The sequence below is a fragment of the Bacillus sp. 05T31 genome, from assembly GCF_056396725.1.
In genome coordinates this window covers 1-1784 of sequence record NZ_JBFTMA010000811.1, presented here as the reverse complement: position 1 = coordinate 1784, position 1784 = coordinate 1, and the positions used below count along the sequence as shown (strand labels likewise).

Annotated in this window: 2 protein-coding genes and 1 pseudogene; all 3 read right to left on the bottom strand. The window is 26.8% G+C overall.

The genetic code is table 11. The features are described 5' to 3' along the window. Nucleotides 1-224: pseudogene (locus AC1DJR_RS28600) on the bottom strand (hypothetical protein); the annotation flags it as partial. Further along, nucleotides 211-999, bottom strand: coding sequence for a hypothetical protein (locus AC1DJR_RS28595; RefSeq protein ID WP_477004112.1), 789 nt, complete (start codon nt 997-999; stop codon nt 211-213). The gene AC1DJR_RS28595 and the pseudogene AC1DJR_RS28600, both read right to left, overlap by 14 nt. A gap of 31 nt (nt 1000-1030) precedes the next feature. Further along, a complete protein-coding gene (locus AC1DJR_RS28590; protein ID WP_477004111.1) occupies nt 1031-1615 on the bottom strand; it encodes a hypothetical protein in 585 nt (194 codons plus the stop codon). Nucleotides 1616-1784: the final 169 nt, after the last annotated feature.

Sequence of the window (1784 nt, the reverse complement as noted above, 5' to 3'; positions counted from 1 at the left end):
GAATATACAGAAAAAACGATTGTTAAAGGAATAAATATAGTTGATAAATTATAAAACGACATAACCTTATACAAAGTTTCCAATTCATTCATTTTCTCTTTTACAATTCCAGGTTCAAAATAATTGAACAAACAACCAATGATACTGACATTAAGTAAAAAGAGAATACTTAACCAAACATATTTCATCCTTATAGTTTCTTTCATTACATTATAAAAGAACATGCTTCCTACTCCCCCGTAAATAAAGAACTACAGAGCAAAACCAAATACATAACAGTACACTAAGAAAAACTTGTAATTCAAAAAAGCCGAAATCTTTAATTGAATAATCTTTAGGATTGAGAATCCCTTTTCCAATACCAAGCCAAAAAATATGTAAAACAAATGGAACTAAATAAATAAAATAAACTCGTTTTATAAAAAACGAAACTGATAAAGCCACACTTGAAAAAACTGCACCGTATAAACCATTTAAAAATACATACATTAGAAAATATAAAGTAGGGTACTCATAATAAACTATATGAAATTGAGCTGTTGGTGAAACAGTAGAAGCCATATAATTTAATATTGGATGCGGAGCAACTGTTGGATAAGTCATTGCATATAAATAAAAGTTAAATAGTAAAGGGACACTTATAATAAAAAAAGATACAATGAAATTCATAAAATAAAGTAGCTTAAAATAATAACCTGTTCCCATTTTAGAAATAACAGGATAAATAAACCCATAATTTTTATCAATTCTATAAATCCCTGCTACAGCCATTGCAGAAAGCATAGGAAATATAAGTAGATAAAACTCACTATAAAACGATAATCTAGTAAAATATAAAATATTAGACAAATATGGGGATACCTTTATAATCCCATCATCGTTAAATCCTTTAGTTGTTACACACATAGCAATATATTGAGCACTAACAATTATTAACATAATAAATAAAGACAACCAAAACATCCTACCTTTTAAAATCCTTCCTAAAAAGTAACTCATCTATAGCTCCTCCATAAACCATTAATTAAATTTAAATCTTTTTTAATATGAATAATTGATCCGCAACACCATAACATTTATTTTCTTTATTTAACCAAATGTAACGAAAAGAAACATTTGYTCTCTCTCCTTCAAATTTAGGAAACTCAACTTCATACTGATAAACATCATACTGATAAACACCATTTGCATCTTTTCTTTGTACACTCTTAACTTCTTGTTTCCACTGAATTACTTTTCCATCAATTTGTTCAATCCGTCCCAAAAGATACGTTGGTTTTTTCTTATTCGTAACACCCGTTAAAAAAACATAATAATTTTCTGGTATAACTCCTGACTTTAAATTTTTATCTAAAAGCTTATCTTCTATTGCAATATCATTTCTATCTATTTGACCTTGAAAGAAATCATTACCATTTTCATTCCCGAAAAATACTTGTTCATAAATAGTATTTTTCTTAATTTCTTGCAACTGAATACTTTTTAAATTTCCTTTTTCCGTTAAAGTATCTTCAATATTTACAATAGGTTCATCTACTTTCTTTTGACAAGAAACTAAGAAACTAATACTCAATATAAAAAAACAAACTAAAATATATTTTGAAATAAGTTTCATTACAGCTCCTCCTATTTTTAAAAATTAAATAGCAGAAAAAGTCGTATAATCTAGATTAGAAACTATACGACTTTTTCTAGCGCTACAAAATAAATAATTTCAATTTATAATTTCTAAATCAATATTCGATGTAAGGTCCATTAGGTCTTACACTATMAGGGCTCCAAGC